This window comes from Streptomyces rubellus, from assembly GCF_036323805.1.
Classification (GTDB): Bacteria; Actinomycetota; Actinomycetes; order Streptomycetales; family Streptomycetaceae; genus Streptomyces.
Genome location: NZ_JAZDCX010000029.1, coordinates 39,802 through 59,736, shown reverse-complemented (window position 1 = coordinate 59,736; position 19,935 = coordinate 39,802). Strand labels below are relative to the sequence as shown.

General features: G+C 75.7%; 17 protein-coding genes. 7 read left to right on the top strand and 10 right to left on the bottom strand.

The window, feature by feature from the left end:
• Positions 1 to 127 precede the first annotated feature (127 nt).
• Genes V1L54_RS26225 through V1L54_RS26205 form a run of 5 tightly spaced genes read left to right on the top strand, consistent with a single transcriptional unit; the run spans position 128 to position 5,774 of the window.
• A complete protein-coding gene (locus V1L54_RS26225) occupies positions 128 to 1,291 on the top strand; it encodes an ABC transporter ATP-binding protein (protein WP_330120621.1) in 1,164 nt (387 codons plus the stop codon).
• Positions 1,288 to 2,268 (top strand): ABC transporter permease, encoded by a 981-nt coding sequence (locus V1L54_RS26220; RefSeq protein WP_330120620.1) that lies wholly within the window; start codon positions 1,288 to 1,290, stop codon positions 2,266 to 2,268. Before V1L54_RS26225 ends, V1L54_RS26220 begins: the two co-directional genes overlap by 4 nt.
• 4 nt (positions 2,269 to 2,272) lie before the next feature.
• Positions 2,273 to 3,301, top strand: a complete 1,029-nt coding sequence (locus tag V1L54_RS26215) for an ABC transporter permease (protein ID WP_330120619.1) — start codon at positions 2,273 to 2,275, stop codon at positions 3,299 to 3,301.
• The gene (locus tag V1L54_RS26210; protein WP_330120618.1) at positions 3,298 to 4,344 is read left to right on the top strand and encodes an ABC transporter ATP-binding protein; all 1,047 of its coding nucleotides are present in this window, start codon (positions 3,298 to 3,300) and stop codon (positions 4,342 to 4,344) included. Before V1L54_RS26215 ends, V1L54_RS26210 begins: the two co-directional genes overlap by 4 nt.
• Positions 4,341 to 5,774 carry a GH1 family beta-glucosidase gene (locus V1L54_RS26205; RefSeq protein WP_330120617.1) on the top strand — a complete coding sequence of 478 codons (1,434 nt, stop codon included), beginning with the start codon at positions 4,341 to 4,343 and terminating at the stop codon, positions 5,772 to 5,774. Before V1L54_RS26210 ends, V1L54_RS26205 begins: the two co-directional genes overlap by 4 nt.
• A 137-nt stretch (positions 5,775 to 5,911) precedes the next feature.
• Here the strand turns inward: V1L54_RS26205 and V1L54_RS26200 are convergent, their stop codons facing one another.
• Together V1L54_RS26200 and V1L54_RS26195 are read right to left on the bottom strand one after the other, a co-directional pair.
• Entirely contained in the window at positions 5,912 to 6,868 is a 957-nt protein-coding gene (locus V1L54_RS26200; protein WP_330120616.1) for a lysophospholipid acyltransferase family protein, read from the bottom strand.
• Between the two features lie 3 nt (positions 6,869 to 6,871).
• Positions 6,872 to 7,768 (bottom strand): GNAT family N-acetyltransferase, encoded by an 897-nt coding sequence (locus tag V1L54_RS26195; protein WP_330120615.1) that lies wholly within the window; start codon positions 7,766 to 7,768, stop codon positions 6,872 to 6,874.
• 242 nt (positions 7,769 to 8,010) lie between these two features.
• On the opposite strand from V1L54_RS26195, the gene V1L54_RS26190 reads away from it, so the two are divergent.
• The gene (locus V1L54_RS26190) at positions 8,011 to 9,027 is read left to right on the top strand and encodes a DUF3048 domain-containing protein (RefSeq protein WP_330120614.1); all 1,017 of its coding nucleotides are present in this window, start codon (positions 8,011 to 8,013) and stop codon (positions 9,025 to 9,027) included.
• Between the two features lie 983 nt (positions 9,028 to 10,010).
• Here V1L54_RS26190 and V1L54_RS26185 read toward each other — a convergent pair.
• Positions 10,011 to 10,775, bottom strand: coding sequence for a PaaX family transcriptional regulator C-terminal domain-containing protein (locus V1L54_RS26185; RefSeq protein ID WP_330120613.1), 765 nt, complete (start codon positions 10,773 to 10,775; stop codon positions 10,011 to 10,013).
• A 106-nt stretch (positions 10,776 to 10,881) separates the two neighbouring features.
• Here V1L54_RS26185 and V1L54_RS26180 point away from each other — a divergent pair, with 106 nt between their 5' ends.
• A complete protein-coding gene (locus V1L54_RS26180) occupies positions 10,882 to 12,519 on the top strand; it encodes an acyl-CoA dehydrogenase family protein (RefSeq protein WP_330120612.1) in 1,638 nt (545 codons plus the stop codon).
• Positions 12,520 to 12,530: 11 nt separating this feature from the next.
• Here the strand turns inward: V1L54_RS26180 and V1L54_RS26175 are convergent, their stop codons facing one another.
• From V1L54_RS26175 to pelF, 7 genes are all read right to left on the bottom strand, one after another.
• Positions 12,531 to 13,346, bottom strand: coding sequence for an endo alpha-1,4 polygalactosaminidase (locus V1L54_RS26175; RefSeq protein WP_330120611.1), 816 nt, complete (start codon positions 13,344 to 13,346; stop codon positions 12,531 to 12,533).
• Positions 13,343 to 14,068 carry a spherulation-specific family 4 protein gene (locus V1L54_RS26170; RefSeq protein WP_330120610.1) on the bottom strand — a complete coding sequence of 242 codons (726 nt, stop codon included), beginning with the start codon at positions 14,066 to 14,068 and terminating at the stop codon, positions 13,343 to 13,345. The genes V1L54_RS26175 and V1L54_RS26170 overlap by 4 nt, the downstream gene beginning before the upstream one ends.
• Positions 14,065 to 15,018, bottom strand: a complete 954-nt coding sequence (locus V1L54_RS26165) for an NAD-dependent epimerase/dehydratase family protein (protein WP_330120609.1) — start codon at positions 15,016 to 15,018, stop codon at positions 14,065 to 14,067. The genes V1L54_RS26170 and V1L54_RS26165 overlap by 4 nt, the downstream gene beginning before the upstream one ends.
• 9 nt (positions 15,019 to 15,027) lie before the next feature.
• Positions 15,028 to 15,741 carry a nucleotidyltransferase family protein gene (locus V1L54_RS26160; RefSeq protein ID WP_330120608.1) on the bottom strand — a complete coding sequence of 238 codons (714 nt, stop codon included), beginning with the start codon at positions 15,739 to 15,741 and terminating at the stop codon, positions 15,028 to 15,030.
• Between the two features lie 72 nt (positions 15,742 to 15,813).
• A complete protein-coding gene (locus tag V1L54_RS26155; protein ID WP_330120607.1) occupies positions 15,814 to 16,815 on the bottom strand; it encodes a GDP-mannose 4,6-dehydratase in 1,002 nt (333 codons plus the stop codon).
• A gap of 95 nt (positions 16,816 to 16,910) precedes the next feature.
• On the bottom strand, positions 16,911 to 18,389 hold the full coding sequence (locus V1L54_RS26150; protein ID WP_330120606.1) for a hypothetical protein: 1,479 nt from the start codon (positions 18,387 to 18,389) through the stop codon (positions 16,911 to 16,913).
• Complete coding sequence (pelF, locus tag V1L54_RS26145) at positions 18,386 to 19,906, bottom strand: GT4 family glycosyltransferase PelF (protein WP_330120605.1); 1,521 nt, start codon at positions 19,904 to 19,906, stop codon at positions 18,386 to 18,388. The genes V1L54_RS26150 and pelF overlap by 4 nt, the downstream gene beginning before the upstream one ends.
• Positions 19,907 to 19,935: the final 29 nt, after the last annotated feature.

Below are 19,935 nucleotides of genomic sequence, written 5' to 3'. Positions count from 1 at the left end.
GGGGGCCGGAGCGACCCCCGCCCCGCCGCCGTCCTTCCCCGCCCGGCGGCGGGGCGGGCCCGCCCCCTCCCCCGGACATCCCCTCGGCCCGGCCGAGGACCCCACAGACACAGCAGAGAAGACACCCATGCCCGAAGAACACACCGCACACGCCGCACACGCCGCCGACGAGCGCGTTGTGCTGGAGGCCCGCGGGGTGAGCAAGCACTTCCCCGTACGGCGCGGTCCGCGCGCGCTGCTGGGCGGGCCCCGGCAGGCCGTCCACGCCGTGGACGACGTCTCGCTGGAGCTGCGCCGCGGCTCCGTCACCGCCCTGGTGGGCGAGTCCGGCTCCGGCAAGTCCACCGTCGCCCGGCTGCTCGCCCAGCTCTACCCCCTCACCGCCGGGGAGATCCTGCTGGACGGGGAGCCCGCGCGGGCCGGCCGGGGGCGGGCGTTCCGCGCGTACTGCCGGCACGTCCAGATGGTCTTCCAGGACCCCTTCGCCTCGCTCAACCCCGTGCACACCATCCGCTACCACCTCACCCGCGCGCTGCGCATCCACGACCGGGCCGGCAACGGCCCGCAGGAGCTGGAGCGGGCGCTGACCGCGCTGCTGGAACGCGTCCAGCTCACCCCCGCCGGGCGCTACCTCGACGCCTTCCCGCACGAGCTGTCCGGCGGGCAGCGCCAGCGGGTGGCCATCGCCCGCGCCATGGCCGCCGACCCGCGGGTGCTGCTGGCCGACGAGCCGGTGTCGATGCTGGACGTCTCCATCCGGCTGGGGGTCCTCAACCTGCTGCGCGACCTGAAGGAGCGGCTGGACCTGGCGATCCTGTACATCACCCACGACATCGCCTCCGCCCGCTACTTCGCCGACACCACGCTGGTGATGTACGCGGGCCGGATGGTCGAGGGCGGGGACAGCGAGACCGTCACCCAGCGTCCCGCCCACCCGTACACCCGGCTGCTGCTGGCCTCCGCCCCGGACCCAGACCGGGTCACCGGCTCCGGCACGGACGGCACGGGCGCGGAGGACGGCGGAACCGACGGGGCGCCGGGCAAGGCCGCCGACCCCTCGGCCGGCGAGCCGCCCAGCCTGATCTCACCGCCCGAGGGCTGCCGCTTCCACCCGCGCTGCCCGCTGGCGATGGAGCGCTGCCGCACCCAGACGCCGCCGCGCTTCGACCTCGACGGCGGCCAGTGGGCGGCCTGCTGGCTGTACGACACCCCGGCCGCCGCCCCCGCCGCGAGCGCCGCGGGCACCGGGACCACGAAGGGCCCGGGGGCCGGATCGGAGACGGCACCGTGAAGTTCTTCCTGCAGCGCACCGCGTTCTACCTGGTGACCGCCTGGGCGGCCATCACCATCAACTTCTTCATCCCGCGGCTGATGCCCGGCGACCCTGTGCAGTCGCTGATCTCCCGCTACCAGGGCCAGCTCTCCAGCAAGGCCATCGCCTCCCTGGAGACCCTCTTCGGGATGGACCAGGAGCGCTCCCTGTGGCAGCAGTACCTCGACTACTGGGGGAACCTGGCACAGGGCGACCTGGGCCTGTCGTTCACCTTCTTCCCCACCCCGGTGGGCGAGGTGATGGCCCAGAGCCTGCCGTGGACCGTGGCCCTGGTCGGCACCACCACCCTCCTCAGCTTCCTGCTCGGCACCGCCATCGGCATCTTCGCCGGCTGGCGGCGCGGTTCCTGGCTGGACGGGATGCTGCCGGTGACCACGTTCATCTCGGCCATCCCGTACTTCTGGCTGGGCCTGATCGCCATCGCCCTGTTCGCCGTGCAGTGGCCGCTCTTCCCGGCGGCCGGCGGCTACGACACCAGCCTCGTCCCCGGCCTCAGCTGGGAGTTCGTCTCCAGCGCGCTGTACCACTCGGTGCTGCCCGGGGTGACGATCGTGCTCAGCGCGGTGGCCGGCTGGATCCTGGGGATGCGGAACATGATGGTGACCGTCTCCTCCGAGGACTACGTGATGGTCGCCCAGGCCAAGGGCCTGCCGGAGCGCCGGGTGATGTTCTCCTACGCCGCCCGCAACGCGATCCTGCCGAACGTCTCCGGCTTCGCGCTCTCACTGGGCTTCATCGTCGGCGGCACCCTGCTGGTGGAGATGGTCTTCTCCTACCCCGGCATCGGCTACGTCCTCTTCCAAGGGGTGAACGCCAAGGACTACCCGCTGATGCAGGGCGTCTTCCTGATCATCACGCTCACCGTCCTGGCCGCCAACCTGCTGGCCGACCTGCTCTACATGCTCCTCGACCCGCGCACCCGGAAGGAGGCCTGACCCGATGGCCGTACAGGCGACCGACAGCGCTCTCGCCGGTTCCTCCGCGCCGCCCGCGGCCCGCCGCGACCGGCTGCGCTTCCTGCGCAACCGCAAGACCGCGACCGGACTGGCGATCCTGGCCCTGTTCGCCCTGCTCGCCGTCGCCGGGGAGTGGCTGGCCCCCCACGACCCGTCGGCGATGAGCGACGACGTCCTCCAGCCGCCGTCCCTCGCGCACCCGTTCGGCACCACCCAGACCGGGCAGGACATCTTCTCCCAGGTGCTGGTCGGCACCCGGGGGGTGCTGGTGGTGGGCCTCGTCGCGGGCGTCTGCGCGACGGTGCTGTCCGTGCTGGTCGGGGTGAGCGCCGGCTTCCTCGGCGGAGTGGCCGACGAACTGCTCTCCGCGTTCAGCAACATCTTCCTGGTCATCCCCGGGCTGCCGCTGATCATCATCATCGCCAGCTTCCTGCCGGACTCGAGCGACCTGCTGATCGCGCTGGTGATCAGCCTGACCGCCTGGGCCTGGGGGGCGCGGGTGCTGCGCGCCCAGACCCTGTCGCTGCGCGGCCGGGACTACGTCCAGGCCGCCCGCGCCACCGGCGAGTCCACCTGGCGGATCATCGTCTTCGAGATCCTGCCGAACCTGACCGCCGTCATCGCCTCCGGCTTCGTCGGCACGGTGATCTTCGCGGTGCTGTCGGAGATCACCCTGGCCTTCATCGGCGTCGCGGACATCTCCCACTGGAACTGGGGGACCATCCTGTTCTGGGCGCAGAGCAACCAGGCGCTCGGCCAGGGCGCGTGGTGGTGGTTCGTGCCCGCCGGGCTGTGCATCGCGCTGCTGGGCACGGCACTGTCCCTGATCAACTTCGGCATCGACGAGTTCGTCAACCCCCGGCTGCGCACCTCCACCGCCCGGGTCCGCGGCGCGGCCCGGATGCGGGTCGGCTTCACCCCCGTCGCCCGCACGCCGCACCGGGACACCGGGGCCGCCGGAGCAACCGGAGACTCCGGAGCCGCCAAGGAAACGGAGGGAACCCTCTCATGACCACCCCTGAGACCGCCTCCCGGTCCGCCTCCCTGACCGTCCCGCCGCCCGTGCTGGAGATCAGCGGCCTGTGCGTCGACTACGGCCTCGGCGCGGACGCCGTACGGGCCGTCCACGACGTGGACCTGACCCTGCGCCGGGGCGAGGTGCTGGGGCTGGCGGGCGAGTCCGGCTCGGGCAAGTCCACCCTCGCCTACGCCGTCACCCGGCTGCTCTCCCCGCCCGGGGTGATCACCGGCGGGGACGTCCGCTACCACCCGCGCGGCGGGGAGCCGGTGGACGTGCTGGCCATGACCGCGCAGGAGCTGCGCGCCTTCCGCTGGCAGGAGGTCTCGATCGTCTTCCAGGGCGCGATGAACTCCCTCAACCCCGTCCACACCGTCCGCACCCAGCTCACCGACGTGCTGAAGGCCCACCGGCCGGACATGCCCCGGGCCGAGCGGACCGAGCAGGCGCGCGAGCTGCTGTCGCTGGTGGGGATCTCCCCCGACCGGCTGGGCGCCTATCCGCACCAGCTCTCGGGCGGCATGCGGCAGCGGGTCATGATCGCGATGGCCCTGGCGCTCCAGCCGGACGTCGTCATCATGGACGAGCCGACCACCGCCCTGGACGTGGTGATGCAGCGCCAGATCCTGCGGCAGCTGGTCCGGCTCCGCGAGGAGCTGGACTTCTCGGTCGTCTTCATCACCCACGACATCTCGCTGCTGATCGAGTTCTCCGACCGGATCGCCATCATGTACGGCGGCCGGGTCGTGGAGCAGGCCGGAGCCGCCGAGATCTACCGCGACCCCCGTCACCCGTACAGCGCCGGGCTGCTGCACTCCTTCCCCGCGCTGCACGGCCCGCGCCGGGAACTGACCGGCATCCCCGGATCCCCGCCCGACCTGCGGGCGATGCCGTCCGGCTGCGCCTTCCACCCCCGCTGCCCGAAGGCGTTCGACCCCTGCGACCGGAAGACGCCCCCACTGGCGCCTGCCGGTTCCTCAAGCGGCCGCAGCGTAGCCTGCTGGCTGAACGACGACCACCGCCCGGGAGAAGCATGACCGCCACCGCACCCGATTCCCCCACCGGCCACTCCACCGCCGCGGGCCCCGCCGCCGAGCCCGTCACCGGACTGCCCGCGGACTTCCGCTGGGGGGTGGCCACCTCCTCCTACCAGATCGAGGGCGCCACCGGCGAGGACGGCCGCGGCCCCTCCATCTGGGACACCTTCTGCCGGGTCCCCGGCGCCGTGGCCGGCGGCGAGAACGGCGACACCGCCTGCGACCACTACCACCGGATGCCGCAGGACGTGGAGCTGATCGCCTCGCTGGGCGTGGACACCTACCGCTTCTCCCTGGCCTGGCCGCGCATCCAGCCGGGCGGGCGCGGCAAGGGCAACCCGCGCGGCATCGCCTTCTACGACCGGCTGGTCGACGAGCTGCTGGAGCGCGGCATCACCCCGTGGATCACCCTCTACCACTGGGACCTGCCCCAGGAGCTGGAGGACGCCGGCGGCTGGCCCGCCCGCGACACCGCGCACCGGTTCGCCGACTACGCCGAGATCGCCCACGACGCGCTCGGCGACCGGGTCCGGCACTGGACGACGCTGAACGAGCCGTGGTGCTCGGCCGTGCTCGGCTACGACATCGGGGAACACGCGCCGGGCCGCCGCGACTTCGGCGACTCGATGCGGGCCGTGCACCACCTGCTGCTCGGCCACGGCCTGGCCGCGCAGCGGCTGCGGGCCGCCGGGAGCCCGCCCGAGGAGCTGGGCATCACCCTCAACCTGGGCACCGCCACCCCGGCGAGCGACAGCGAGGCCGACCGGGCCGCCGCCCGCCGCGCCGACGGGATGGGCACCCGGCTCTACCTGGACCCGCTGGTGTACGGGCGCTACCCGCAGGACGTGCTGGAGCACCTGGCCGAGCGCGGGGTGACCCTGCCGGTGGAGGACGGCGACCTGGAGACGATCTCCACGCCGCTGGACGTGCTGGGCGTCAACTACTACACCGGGCACGTCTTCTCCGGCACCACCGAGGACGGCGCCACCACCGGCGAGGACGGTCTGCCGGTGACCCGGGTGGTGCCCCGGGGCAGGCCGCGCACCGCGATGGACTGGGAGATCGTCCCGGAGTGCCTGACGGAGCTGCTGGTGCGGCTGCAGAAGGACTACGGCCTGCCCGTGGTGATCACCGAGAACGGCGCCGCCTTCGACGACACGGTCGCCGAGGACGGCGCGGTGCACGACGCCGACCGCACCGCCTACTTCGCCGACCACATCCGCGCGGTGGCGGCGGCCCGCGCCGCCGGGGCCGATGTCCGCGGCTACTTCGCCTGGTCGCTGATGGACAACTTCGAGTGGGCGTACGGGTACGACAAGCGCTTCGGCCTGGTCCGGGTGGACTACGACACACAGCGCCGCACCGTCAAGGACAGCGGGCTGTGGTACCGGGACACCATCCGGCTGACCCGGCAGGCCGCCGCGGGGTGACGGCCCTGCGGGCCCGACTCCGGATCCCGGACCGGATCCGGCGCAGCCACCGGTCCGGTTCCGGGCGGTGGGGGCGGATGCCCGCCACCGCTCCCACCGCCTTCGCCCCCGGCGGCCGTTCCCCGTGAGCGCCGCCGTCACCGGGCCCGCGGCCGGGCCCGATCCCGGGCCGGGGCGGTGGCGGGCATCCGCCACCGCCCCTCCCGTCCGCTCCCCACCGGCTCCCGCTCCCGGCCGCCTTCCCCGCCCTCCCCCGCGAGCGCCGCCGCCACCGCCCGCTGCGCCGCGCGGGCCAGGGCCCGCCGGTCGGGGTGGGCGCCGACCGGCAGCGGCGGCAGCACGGTCACCTCGGCTACCAGCCCGCGGGCGGCGACCACCCGGCGCAGCGAGGCCATCAGGGTGTCGTCGCCGACGAAGGCCGCCTGGGTGGTCCGGGCGGCGGTCACGCCGGGCCGCCCGTCGTCCCGCAGATAGCGGAGCGCCACCGGCTGCACGGGCACCCCGGCGTCCAGCGCGGCCTGGAACACCGCCGGGCGGAACACCCCCCGCTCCCGGCCGCACCAGGTGCCGCCCTCGGGGAAGACCACCGCGGTGGACCCGGCGCGCAGGGCGCCGGTGAGCGCGCCGACCGTCTCCGGCAGGGCCCGCAGCCGTTCCCGGTCGATGAACAGGGTGCCGCCGCGGGCGGCCAGCGGTCCCACCACCGGGTAGCCGCCGACCTCCCGCTTGGCCAGCATCCGCCCGGGTGCCACGGCGGCCAGCAGCGGCACGTCCAGCCAGGAGACGTGGTTGGCCACCACCAGCACCGGGCCGGCCGCGGGCACCCCGGTGATCCGGACCCGGACTCCGGCCGCCGCGGCGACCGCCCCGGCCCAGCGCCGCACCAGCCGCGCCCGGCGTTCCGGGGCGCGGCGCCGTACGACGGGCAGCGCCACCACCCCGGCCACCAGGACGGCGGCCAGCGCCGTCCGCCGCGCCGCCCGCCGCAGCGGCCCGACCACCGCCGGGCGGCCGGGCAGGCACCCGGTGACGCTGCACGGCGAGACCGGCAGCCAGGAGCCGGCCGTCGCCGCCCCGTAGGGTCTCCCGCCCATGTCTCACTCCGGCAGCAGGGAGAGGAAGTGCCGCAGGTAGCGCGGTGCGGTGTCGCGCAGCGAGAGCAGGACGTACAGGTCGGCGACACCGAAGTCCGGGTCGTGGGCGGGTGGGCCGCAGACCTTGGCGCCCAGCCGCAGATAGCCGCGCAGCAGCGGCGGCAGCGCGGCCCGGGAACCGGCGCGCGGGGCGCGTTCGACGGCGCCGGGGTCCCAGGGGCGCCGGGGCCGCACCCGGTGGGCGGCGGGGGCCATGTGCCGCGCGGAGACGACTTCCCACGCCCCGGCGGCCAGCGCCCCGCCGTCGTCCAGCGGCAGGGAGCAGCAGCCGCCGAGCCAGTTGTGGCCGGTGCGGACCAGATAGCGGGCGATGCCCGCCCACATCAGCGCGATGACGGCGCCGTCGCGGTGGTCGGGGTGGACGCAGGAGCGGCCGGCCTCCACCAGGTCGCCGCGGAGCCCGGCGCCGTCCAGCAGTCCGTCCAGCTCGAACTCGTCCTCGGCGTAGAGCCGTCCGGCCGCGCGCGCCCGTCCGGGCGGCAGCAGCCGGTAGGTCCCCACGACCTGCCCGCCCCTCCGTTCGCGCACCAGCAGGTGGTCGCAGTGGGCGTCGAGGCCGTCGATGTCCAGGCCGGGGTCGGCGGTGGCGAGCCGGGCACCCAGCTCACCGGCGAAGACCCGGTGCCGCAGCCGCTGCGCGGCCCGTACGTCGGCCTCGTCCCGGGCGAGGCCGACGACGTAGTCGCCGACGCTCCGCTCGACGGCGGGCACGGGCGCGGGGCGGGGAACGGCGGGGAGGCCGGAGGCGGCGGAAGACGGGGACGGGACCGGAGCGGGGGCGGTGGGGACGGACACGGCGGGTCCTCCTGGGCCGGGCGGCGAACGGGTCGCCTCCTTCATCGCCGGACCGGCTGGACTGGGCGTGACCGCCGCGGGAAGCACGGATGCGCACCGGCTGAACACCCGCTCCCGGTGGTCCGCCACCGCCGCGGGCGGTGCGCCGGCGGGCCCGGAGCGGGACGTCACCCGCATGGCCCGCGACGGCCGGGGAGCGGACATGAAAACCCGCGGCGCGGTCAAGGGATGGAAGGGAGCGCGGGGACACGCGGGTGTGCCCGACCGGAGGAACGGCGAGTGAGCGAGTGGCGAACAACGGGGAGAGCGGAAGCAGCGGGCGGATCCCGGCACGGACGGCTCGGACGCTGCCGGCGGTGCTGCTGACGGTGGTGCTGGCCGCCGTGCTGGCGGGCTGCCCGGCCGGGAACGGCAACGGGAACGGTGACGGCGGCAGCCGGGAGACCGAGCGCTCCCCGTTCACCGGCGAGCGCGTCGAGGAGCCCTCGGCCCCGGTGCTCGCCGTGAAGATCGACAACGCCCGAAGCGCCCGCCCCCACACGGGTCTGGACGCGGCCGACCTGGTGTACGTGGAGCAGGTGGAGTGGGGTCTGACCCGGCTGCTGACGGTGTTCTCCAGCGAGCTGCCGTCCTCCGTCGGCCCGGTGCGCAGCGCCCGGGAGGCGGACATCGAACTGCTGCGGCAGTTCGGCGAACCGGCCCTGGCCTACTCCGGGGCGCAGTCCCGGCTCATCCCCGTGCTGGAGGACTCCCCACTGCACCTGCTGCCGCCCTCCGAGGCCCCCGACGCGTACTCCCGCAGCGCCGAGCGGCCCGCGCCGCACAACCTCTACCTGGACCCGGAGGCCGCGCTGCGCGCCGCACCCGAGGAGGTGAGCGGGGCCGACGACATCGGCTTCCGCTTCGGTCCGGCCCCGGAGGGCGGGCGGGCCGTCACCGAGGAGACCGTCCGCTTCCCGGGCGCCCGCTACACCTTCACCTGGTCGGCCGACGAGGAGCGCTGGCTGGTGTCCATGGACGGCGACCCGGCCCGCACCGCCGACGGCGACCGGCTGGGCGCCCCGACGGTCGTGATCCAGCGGGTGGAGATCCGCGACTCCCGCTTCCGGGACCGCGGCGGCGGCGTCAGCCCGTACTCGGAGACGGTCGGCTCCGGGGAGGCGACCGTGCTGCGCGGCGGCCGGGCGTACGAGGCGCGCTGGTCGCGGCTGTCGCCGGACAGCGGCACGGAGTTCACCACGCCCGACGGGGAGCGGCTGAACTTCGCCCGGGGCCAGGTGTGGGTGGTGCTCGCCCCGCGCTGAGCGCGTGACGCGGGTCTCGCACTGCCCGCCCGGGCACGGGTGCGGGTGCGGGCACGGGCACGGGTGCGGGTGCGGGCACGGGTGCGGGCACGGGTGCGGGCACGGGTGCGGGTGCGGGTGCGGGTGCGGGTGCGGTGGGCGCTGGGGTCGGGGCCAGTCCGGGGCGACCATTCCGGACGGCATGATTTACGGCCGTGATCGTGTCACGTTTTGTCACTCTTTCATTGGCCGCAAATCACGCTTGAGTGTCCGGAACGGTCGCCCCTCCCCGTCCCCTCCCCGCCGTCGCCGGGTACGCCCCGTCGCGCCTGCGGCCCGTTCCGTTCGCTTGTGCACGTGGAGTGACGCCCCCGGCCGCGGCCGGACTACCGACCACTCGCCCCTGCACGCGAGGGTGACCAGCGCGTGCCGCGGTGCGGGCCGTGCGCCCGCGCCTGTGAGGACGGCCGAGGCACACCTCCCGTCGTGGGGTGCCAGTCGTTCGGCCGGGTCCGTGAGGGCGGCCGGGTTGCTGTGCGTCCCGGTGTGCGGGGGTGTCCCCTGGCAGGCCGGGGTGGCTCGCGGGCATGTCCGGCGGGCCGGTCCGTACCGACCCCCCGATCCGGCTCCGGGCGGCCGTTCCGGGAGCGGGCTCGGCCCAGGGGTGGCCCTCCCGGGGGGCGGGTTCGGTCCGGGGTGTGCGGCCCGCGGCCGGAGGAGCGTCCCGGGAGTGGGCCTGGTCTGGAGCGCGGGGGAATCGGACCGGCAGTCGGGCGACGGCGGGAGGGGACGGGGAGGGGTGACCGTTCCGGACACTCAAGCGTTATTTGCGGCCAATGAGCGGGTGACAGAGCGTGACACGATCACGGCCGTAAATAATGCCGTCCGGAATGGTCGCCCCGGACTGGCCCCGACCCCCGCACGCACCCCACCCGCGCCCCGGGCACGGGCTCGGGCCACGGAGAGGGGACCAGGCGCCCGGTGCGCGGACGAACGGGGCCCCGTCAGGCCGCCGTGTGGCGCCGCAGGACGGTGCGGAAGTCGGCCTCGAAGGCGTCGTAGCGGCGCCGCAGCTCCTCCCCCGGCCAGTCGCCGGGCAGCAGTTCGGCGGGCAGCAGCGGGTCGGCGAGCAGATGGCGCAGCACGGCGGCCGAGACGGTGAAGCGCCGGGCCAGGTCCCCGGCCTCCTCGGCGGCACCGGCGGCGGCCAGCAGCGTCCGGGCCTGTGCCGCCCAGTCGTCCAGATCCCACAGCCGGGCGGCCAGCGCCGCCGGATCGCCCTCGGGGGCGCCGGTCAGCCAGGTGCACTGGCCGGTGACCACGGCCGGGCGGGACCGCGACAGGTTGGCGGGGCGCAGCCAGGTGCCCTCGCGCAGTTCGGCCAGCCGCAGTTCGGTCATGGCCTGGCGCAGGGCTCCCCTGTCGGCCGCGGCCCGGCGCTCGGCGGTGACGACGGCGATCTCCCAGACGCCGCGCCAGTCACGGGTGCGGGGCGAGCGGCTGTCGTCCTGACGGGCCTGGCGGGCGAGCAGCCGTGCGGTCAGGCCGTACGAGCCGTCGGCACGCTGGACGAGGTCACCGGCGGCGACCATGCGCGACAGCGCCACCCGTACGGTGCCCTCGGCGATCCCGAAGACCTCCCCCACCCGTACCAGGGCCCGGGCGGGCAGCGCCGGCGGGTGGTGGCCGAGCAGGGTGCTGAGCACGACCGAGCGGGCCGTCAGCGGGCGTGGCGCGGCCGGGTCGGGGATGCCGTCCGTGGTGTCCATGGGCAGGGCGATCCTAGCCGCAGCGGATGTTACGTACTTTCTTCATGCACACAGAATATGTAATGTCGGAGTGCGGAACCCGCCGTCCCGCCCTACGGAGGCCGTCGTGAGCGCCACCCACGAAGTGACCAACCAGCCACCGCAGCTGACCGGCTTCACCGCGGCCGACGAGCCCGCCCTGTCGGAGGCGCTGCACCGGCACGGCGCCGGCTGGGGCGAGGCGGAGGTGCGGGCGCTGGGCGCGCTGGCCGGTACGCCCGAGGTGCAGGACTGGGCGCGGCTGGCCGAGGAGTACCCGCCCCGGCTGCGCACCCACGACCGGTACGGGCACCGGATCGACGAGGTGGAGTTCCACCCGTCCTGGCACCATCTGATGCGCACGGCCGTGGAGCACGGGCTGCACGCCGCGCCCTGGGCCGAGCCCCGGCCCGGCGCGCATCTGGTGCGCGCCGCCAAGTTCTACCTGTGGTCCCAGGCCGAGGCCGGGCACGGCTGCCCTGTCTCCATGACGTACGCCGCCGTCCCCGCGCTGCGCGCACAGCCGGAGCTGGCCGCCGGGTACGAGCCGCTGCTGGCCGCCCGCTCCTACGAGTTCGGGCCGCGTCCGCCGCTGGAGAAGTCCGGGCTGATCGCGGGCATGTCGATGACGGAGAAGCAGGGCGGCTCGGACGTGCGGGCCAACACCACGCGGGCCGTCCCCGCGGGCGACGGCACCTGGCGGCTCACCGGCCACAAGTGGTTCACCTCCGCCCCGATGAGCGACCTCTTCCTGGTGCTGGCGCAGGCGGAGGAGGGGCTGGGCTGCTTCCTGCTGCCGCGCGTGCTGCCCGACGGCACCCGCAACGCGATGCGGCTGATGCGGCTGAAGGACAAGCTGGGCAACCGCTCCAACGCCTCCGCCGAGGTGGAGTACGACGGCGCCGTCGTCTGGCCGGTCGGCGAGGTGGGGCGCGGGGTGCGCACCATCGTGGAGATGGTCAACATGACCCGGCTGGACTGCGTCCTGGGCACGGCGGCCGGGATGCGTGCCGGGCTGCGGCAGGCCCTGCACCACACCGCGCACCGGCGGGCCTTCGGCGCGGCGCTGATCGACCAGCCGCTGATGCGCTCGGTCCTGGCGGACCTGGCAGTCGAGTCGGAGGCCGCCACCGCGCTGGGCCTGCGGCTGGCGGCGGCGGTGGACGCGGCGCACGCCGGGGACGCCGCCGAGGCGGCCTTCCGGCGGCTGGCCCTGGCGGTGTCCAAGTACTGGGTGTGCAAGCGCGGCAGCGCCCACGCGGCCGAGGCGCTGGAGTGCCTGGGCGGCAACGGCTACGTCGAGGAGTCGGGCATGCCGCGGCTGTACCGGGAGGCGCCGCTGCTGTCGATCTGGGAGGGCTCGGGGAACGTCGCGGCCCTCGACGTGCTGCGCGCCCTGTCGAGGGAGCCCGCCGCGCTGGACGCCGTCCTGGCCGAGGTGGACGCCGCCGCCGGCGCCGACGCCCGGCTGGACGCGGCCGCCGCCGGGGTGCGGGACCTGCTGCCGGAGCTGAGGGACCCGGTCGGCGCGCAACTGCGCGCCCGGGTGCTGGCCGAGCGGCTGGCGCTGGTGCTGCAGGGCAGCCTGCTGGTGCGGCACAGCACCCCGGCCGTCGCCGACGCGTTCTGCGCCTCCCGGCTCGGCGGGGACTGGGGGCATGCCTTCGGCACGCTCCCGGCCGGGGCGGACACCGGCGCGATCCTGGCGCGCGCCCGGACGGCGTGAGCCGGGCGCGCTCAGCAGGTGCGGCGCCAGGTGTCCAGGGCGAGGCGCTTGCGGATCGAGCTGAGGCCCAGACGGCGCGAGACGTCGCAGAACTCCTCGGTGGGCAGGGCGTACTCGGCGTGGAGGACGGCCTTGCCGCGCTCGGTGAACGGGGTCAGCTTCGCGCACTCCCCGAACTCGGCGCACTCCTCGTTGACCGCGAAGTCGAAGACGTCCACCAGCTCGGGGATCTGGTCGAGGTCGTTCTTCAGGCCGACCGACAGCCCCCGCTCGTGGGCGAGTCCGGCGACCATGCGGTTGAACGCCAGCTGGTGGGCGGCGGTGAGCGGGAAGCCGGTGTCGTGGCGGTAGCCGTCGAGCAGGTCGGGCTCGACGGCGTCGAAGCCCTTCCCGGCGCACATGTCCAGCCGGGCGGCCAGGACCGGGCGCAGCACGTCCAGCCGGCGGATGTCCACCCAGCGCTCGCCGGGCCAGCCGTTGGCCCGGCCCAGGACGGAGGGCGGGTAGGCGTCCTTGTCGGGGCGGAAGTCCTCCCAGGCCCCGGCGTTGAGATAGCAGATCACCCTCCGGCCCCGGGCGTGCAGGGCGGCGACGGTGTCCGCGCCGTTCTCGAAGCCGTCTATGTCGAAGACCTCGGCGTCCACGGCCAGGTCGACGCGCCCCTGGAGCTGCCACTGCCAGGTGGTGCCGGGGGCCGGCCGCCAGCGGGCACGGTCCGGCGACCGGGTGTCCGGTGGTGCGGGCTCGGGCGCGGTGGTGCCCGAGCATCCCGCCAGGACCAGCAGGGCGCACAGCGGCGGCAGCAGGGCGGCGAGGCGGCGGTTCACGGCGGCGGCCCTCCGGGGCGGCGGGCGGCGGCCGGGGGCACCGACCGCCAGGGGTTGGGGCCCCGGCCCGGCACCGCGCAGTGCACCGCCGCGCCGCGCTCGTGCGCCAGGCGGGCCACCGCGGCGTCCAGGTACCCGGGCACGGCGTACACCAGATGGCAGAAGCGGTGCGGGGGGTGGCCCCGGGTCCACCGGGGGACCTCGGCGCGGCGGTAGTCCGCCCAGGTCCCCTCGAAGGTGACCAGCAGATCGGCCAGCGCCGCGTACCCGGGGTCGGGGTGGGTGCCGGGATTGAGGACGGCCGTGGCCGCGCCCAGCCGCCGGGCCGCCCGCACCAGGCGGCGGTGGCGGGGCAGCGACGCGGCGCCGGCCGCCGCCCGGTCGAGGAAGACGCCGTCCACTCCGTACCAGCGGCGGTGGCGGTGCACGTCGCGGAGCACCGCGCGCACCGGGCGCGTGCCGTAGTCGGTGTCCGCGTAGCCCAGCAGCGGCACCCCGGCGCGGCGCAGCCGGGCGGCGGCCGCGGCGAAGGCCGGGTCGGGGCGCGGGCCGGGGCCGTCCGCGACGTTGAGGACGACGCCGTACAGCCGCCCGGCGGCCCCGGGCAGCGCCGCCCAGGCCGCCGGGTCCGCGGCCGGGTGGACGTACAGCGGTACGAGCAGCCGGCCCGGCGCCCCGGCGGGCTCCCGCGCGAGCGCACCCGCGGCGCTCACGGCGTTCACGGGGCCGTCCCCGCGCCGGCCGTCCACAGGTCGGCGAGGGACTCCTCCAGGGGGCGCCGGGGCCGCCAGCCCAGCGCCTCGGCGGCGGCGGAGACGTCGGCCTGCTGCCAGGCGACGGCGGCCGAGCGCGCCGAGCCGTCGCCCCGCTCGTCGATCCGCCCCCGGAACCCGGCGGCCCGGGCCAGTGCCTCGGCGACGTCCCGCACGGGGCGGGCCCGCCCGCCCGCGATGTTGAGCACCCCGGGCAGCGGGCCGGGGACGAGCGCGGCGGCGGTCGCGGCGGCGGCGACGTCGCGGGTGTCGACGAAGTCGCGGTACGCCGACAGGTCGCCGACCCGCACCACGCCGTGCTCGCCCCCGCCGCCGGCTCCCGCGCCGCCGGCTCCCGCGCCGACCGCCCGCCGCAGCTCGGCGGCGAGCCGGCCGGGCAGCGAGGAGGGCGGGGCGCCGGGGCCGACCGGGTTGAACACCCGCAGCACCACGGCGTCCAGACCGGAGCCGGTGACCGCCAGGGTGCCGGCCAGTTTGGCGGCGCCGTACAGCCCGACCGGGCGAGTGGGATGGTCCTCGGCCAGCGGGTGTCCGGGCTCGCCCGGCCCGTACTCCGCCGCCGAGCCGAGATGGACCAGCCGGACGCCGGGCACGGCCGTGCGCAGGGCGGCGCACAGGGCGGCCGGGCCGCGGGCGTTGGCCCCGGTGAGGTGGAGGGCGTCGCCGCCGACGGCGCCCGCGCAGTTGACCACGGCGTCCGGGCTCAGGTCCGCCAGGAGGCCGGCCAGTTCGGCCGGGTCCGCGGCGGCCAGGTCCACGGCCAGGTCCGGTGCCGCTCCGCGGGGGGCGGGGCCGGGGGCGCGGCCCGCGCGGAGCACCTGCACGCCGGGCCGGGCGTGCAGGTGCTCCGCGGTGTGCCTGCCCAGCTGGCCGGTGGCCCCCAGGACGAGTACGCGCATGCCGGACGGTCACACTCCCCTGAACAGCCGGCCGTGGTGCGCGGTGAACTCGGCGTTGGCCCGGTCGTAGTCGTCGGGCCTTCCGATGTCCAGCCAGTAGCCCTCGAACTCGTAGGCGTACGGCGGGGCGTCCTCCGCCAGCAGGTCGAGCACCACCTCGTCGAAGCCCAGCGGCAGTCCGGGGGTGTAGCGGGCCAGGGCGGTGCGGGAGACCCCGTAGACGCCCATGGAGACGCGGTAGTCCATCCGGGGCTTCTCGGCGAAGCCGGTGACCCTTCCCGACTCGGTGCTGAGCACCCCGAAGTCGATGTCGACGGTGCGGACATGGGTGGCGATGGTCAGCGGCGCCCCGGAGTCCCGGTGGGTGCGCAGCACGTCGCCGAAGTCCAGGTCGGTGAGGATGTCGCCGTTCAGCGCCAGGAAGTGCTCCGGCAGCCGGTCGAGCATCGTCAGCAGCGGCCCCATGGTGCCCAGCGGGCTGTCCTCGGTGGTGTAGTCGACCCTCAGGCCCCACTGCGAGCCGTCGCCGACGTAGGCGCGGATGATGTGGCCCAGATGGCCGATGGCCAGGGTGCAGCTGGTGAATCCGGCGCCGGCGAGCTGGCGCATCACGATCTCCAGGATCGCGTGCCGGTCCCCGATGGGTACCAGCGGCTTGGGCAGGGCGGTGGTGTACGGGCGGAGCCGGACGCCCTTCCCTCCGGCCATGATGACTGCGTGCATCGGTGCTGTCCTCTCCGTGAGGTACGGGCGGCGGCGGGTGTGACGGCGGTCGTGGTGCGGGCGCGCCACGGGTCAGACGTTGTAGAGGTCGGTCTTGTAGCGGGCGAGGTTCGCCGGGTCGCGGAAGAAGTCGACGGTGCGGGCCAGCCCCTCCTCCAGGCTGTGGCGCGGCGCCCAGCCGGTGGCCGCCCGCAGCCGGGAGGCGTCGCAGACCAGCCGCATCACCTCGGAGTCGGCGGGCCGCACCCGCCGCTCGTCCTGGACGATGTCCACCTCGGTGTCCATGAGCTTGCCGATGAGCGCCACCAGGTCGCCGACCGCGATCTCGCCGCCGGTCCCGGCGTTGAGGGTGCGTCCGACGACGGCCTCGGCGGGAGCGGTGCCCACGGCGAGGAAGGCGGCGGCGGTGTCCTTCACGTAGCTGAAGTCCCGGGTGGGCCGCAGGTCGCCGAGGGTGACGGTGCGCTTCCCGGCGGCGAGCTGGGCGATCACGGTGGGGATGACGGCGCGCATCGACTGGCGCGGCCCGTAGGTGTTGAACGGCCGCAGGGTGACCACGGGGGTGCCGAAGCTGGCGTGGTAGCTGTCGGCGAGCCGGTCGCCGCCCGCCTTGGAGGCGGCGTACGGGGACTGGGTGTTGATCGGGTGGTCCTCGGTGATCGGCACGGTCCGCGCGGTGCCGTAGGTCTCGCTGGTGGAGGTGTGCACCAGCCGCGGGATCCCCTGGTGCCGTACGGCCTCCAGCACGTTGAGGGTGCCGGTGACGTTGGTCTCCACATAGCTGTGCGGGGCGCGGTACGAGTACGGGATCGCGATGAGCGCGGCCAGGTGGTAGACCGTCTCGGCCCCCTCGACCAGGCCGTTCACCGAGCCGGGGTCGCGGACGTCGCCGAGGGTGATCTCGACGCCGTCCAGCACCTCCGCCGGCAGGGTCTCCAGCCAGCCGAAGGAGGAGAAGGAGTTGTACTGGACCATCGCGCGGACCCGGTGGCCGGCGGCGACGAGCGCCTCGACCAGGTGCGAGCCGATGAACCCCTCGGCTCCGGTGACTGCCACCGGCGGTGCTGCGGACATGGGCGTACTCCGTTTCTGTCGGCTGCTCTCTCGGTGTGCTCTCGCTCGTGGTGCCGTGGTGCCGTGGTGCGGCTGTGCGGTTCGTACGGGACCGGTCAGCGGTGGGAGGTGACCCGGCCGGTCAGGACGGCGGCGGCGACGATCAGGACGGCGGCGGCGGTGCCGCAGACGGTGAGCGGGACGGCGGCGGGGCCCGCCGGGCCGAGGGGCCCGGGCACTCCCCACCCGAACGCGGCGGTCTCCGCTCCGGCCGCCGCCAGGACGGTCAGGGCCGGAAGCCGGGCGGCCCCGAACGCCTGGAGCAGCAGCCCGGTCCACAGCACCGCGCCGAGGGCGAGGACGGCGGCCGTCCGGACGGGGTCCGTCACTTCCGGCCGGGCGCCGCCCGGCCACAGCGCTCCGGCCGCCAGGACGAGCACGGCCAGGACGGCGAGGTAACCGGCCAGGCACCGGACCAGGACCAGACCGGTCCGCCACGGCAGCCCCGCCGTGGTGGTGCTCGCCGCCAGCGCGGCCAGTGCCCCGCCGCGGCAGCGGTACAGCAGCCACTCGGCCGCGCCCATGCTGAGGCTGAGGGCGACGATCACATGCCCGGACACCGCCGCGTCCGCGCCCTGCCGCAGCACGTCTCCGAGGGCGGCCAGTGTGGTCAGCACCCCGCAGCCCAGTCCGAACAGCCCGTAGGGGAGCGACGCCGTCCACCCCCGTACCGCGCCGCCCGGGCCGCCGGTGCCGTCCGCGGCCCGCGCGGTCTCCCGCACCGCCGCCGCCGTCACCGCGCAGACGGTGCCGGCCAGGACGGCGGCCCGGAGTCCGGGGGGCGGATCGGTCCACGGCAGCGGGGCCGCGCCCGCGGCCAGCGGCGCCAGGGCGAGCAGCAGCAGCCGCTCGCGGCCCAGCACCAGCAGCGCCGTGGCCCCGGCCAGATACCCCGCCTGGCCCGCCGCGAAGGCGAGCGCGGCGCCGCCCGCCGGTACCGCGGCCGCCACCAGCAGCGCCGCCGCGAAGGCCACCAGCGCGCCCAGCGGGGCGCCGCCGCGCAGCACCCGTCCGGCGGCGCCCCGGCCGCCCGCCGCCAGGGCCGCGTACGCGCGGTGGGCGAGTGCCTGGTTCCAGGCCCAGCCGGTGAGCGCGGAGAAGGCCAGCGCCGCCGTGCCCGCCGGGAGCCCGAACCGGTCGGGCGGGCCGGTGAGGAAGGGCGCGCCCAGCGCGTAGCCCAGTCCGGGCAGGGTGAACACCAGGCCCCGCAGCAGGGAGGTGCCCGCGTCGGCCCGCCACGGGTCGGGGGCGGGCGGGGGTTCGGGGTAGGCGCGCGGTACCCGGTCGAACAGTTCGGCCGCGGCCTCGAAGGTGTCGCGCCGCCCGTAGCGGCGCTGGATCTGCTCGCTCGTCAGCCCGCCGGCCTCCAGGTGGGCGGCGATCTCGTCCGGGTGGACGGCCGCGGCGCACACCTCGGCCAGCTCTCCGGCCAGCGCGTCCAGCGGGTCGGTGGCCCAGGCGGGCCGGTGCCGGGCGCGGGGCCCCGGAGCCCGGGGGGCCGGTGCGCCGGGAACGAGTCTGAGCGTCCCGCTCATCCGTCTCCTCCCGCCGCCAGTGCCGCCGCAGGCCGCCCGCCGTGCTCCCCGCCGCCGTGCCCACCGCTGTGCCCGGTGGACTCGGCGAGCTCGTGGTATATGTCCCGGAAGGCGCTGATGGTCTGCCGGAGCGTGAACTGCTCGATCACCCGCAGCCGGGCGCCCTCCCCCGTCCGGGCCCGTTCGGCCGGGTCGTTCAGCAGGCGCAGCGCGGCCCGCGCCATGGCCGCCGGGTCGCGGGGCGGCACCACCAGCCCGGTCTCCCCCACCGCCTCCCGGACCCCGCCCACATCGGTGGAGACGGTGGCGCGTCCGCAGGACATGGCCTCTATCAGGGTGAACGGGAAGCCCTCGCTGACACTGGAGAGCATCACCACGTTCCCGGCCGCGTAGGCGTCGCGGATGTCCTCCACCCGTCCCTCGAAGGTGACGCCCTCGGCCACGCCCAGCTCGGCGGCGAGCTTCTCCAGTCCGGTGCGGTACGACTCCGCGCCGCGCGGGGTGCCGCCGAAGATCCGCAGCCGGGCGCCGGGCAGTTGCTCGCGGACCAGCGCGAAGGCGCGGACGAGGGTGGCCAGGTCCTTTATCGGGTCGACGCGGCCGGCCCAGCTGAGCGTCGGGGTCTCCGGTTCCGGTCCGGCGGGCGGGAACGCGGCGGGGTCGACGCCGTTGTAGACGGTGCGTATTCGCTCCGGCGGGGTGCCGCCGTGCTCCTCCCAGCGGCGGTTGTAGCGGTTGCCGGGGGTGACCAGCGCGGCGCTGCGGTAGCCCTCCTCCGCCAGCAGCCGGAAGAAGCCCAGCAGCAGGGCCTTCACCGGCCACCGGTACGGCTCCGCACGGCTGCCCAGATAGCGTTCGCGCAGGTAGACGCCGTGCTCGGTGAGCAGGAACGGCACCTGGTGCCGGTGGTGGGCCACCAGGCCGGGCAGGGTGGCCAGCCCGCCGCTGACGGCGTGGGTGACCCCGTCGGTCGCCGGGGGCACGGCCAGCGGGCGCAGCGCGTGCTCCAGCAGGTCGACGGCGGTCAGCGCGTCGCGCAGGGTGGGCCGGGCGGCGGCGGTGGCCAGCGCGGGCCGGTTCCACAGCCGGGCGAGGACCCGTACGGCGTCCTCCGAGCGCAGCGCGGGCGAGAGTTCGCCGCGCTCGGCGTACTCGGCCAGGGCGTACAGGCACGCGGGGAAGAGCTCCTCCTGCCCGGGGTCGAGCAGACCGGTCAGAAAGGCCTCCAGCTCGGTGCGGAAACGGCGCAGCCGGCTGCCGCGCGGGGCGCGCCCGGGCGGGGGCGGGCCCCACATCGGGGCGGTGCGGATCTCGCGGACGTGGGCGGGCGGCTCCCAGACGGGCCTCTCCCGTCCGGTGGCGGTGACGGCGACGACGCGGAAGTCGATGTCCGGCATGCCGGTCACCAACTGGTCGCACCACACGCTGACACCGCCGTGGTGGTGGGGATAGGTCCCCTCGGTGAGCAGGGTCACCGAGGGGGTGCCGAGGCATGGCTCGGCCAGCGGTCCGTGCATGGCGGTTCTCTGTCTCCTGTGCGCAGAGC